This is a genomic window from Arthrobacter sp. 10N44_2 (assembly GCF_056394385.1).
In genome coordinates this window covers 1-407 of sequence record NZ_JBFTHT010000055.1, presented here as the reverse complement: position 1 = coordinate 407, position 407 = coordinate 1, and the positions used below count along the sequence as shown (strand labels likewise).

Annotated in this window: 1 protein-coding gene; it reads right to left on the bottom strand. The window is 70.5% G+C overall.

Annotated elements, in window-relative coordinates:
- Positions 1-85 precede the first annotated feature (85 nt).
- Positions 86-407: hypothetical protein (locus AC1DBX_RS20700; protein WP_476932674.1), on the bottom strand; the 322-nt coding region annotated here is incomplete at its 5' end.

Here is a 407-nt window from a genome sequence, read left to right as displayed (position 1 = left end):
ACATCACGCTCGGGCTCGCGGGCGGCCGTGCCGTCGCAGAGCTCTCGCCGGCGGTCCTCGCCCCGCCCCGGCATCCCGTTTCCCGTCAGGAGACGGCGGCCCCGATCAGCGAGAGCAGCGCGCGGCCGTAGGCTGTCGCGGCGTCCTCCTCGTCGAAGTACCGATCCTCTCCGGCCAGCAGGATGGTCACCCGATAGCCGTCGGACGTGCGGGCGAGATGACGGAACGATCCGCCCAGCAGCTCCCGCAGCTGGTCCTCGCGCGGGATCCAGAGTGCGTCCTCCAGCGCGAGCGAGTCGAGCGCCCACTCGGTCGTGCCGTTGAAACCGAGGATCGTGCCGGTGTCGAATTCGTGGGGCTCGATGGTCATCTCGCTGACGGTGAAGCGGTCGCCCGCCAGCTCGGAG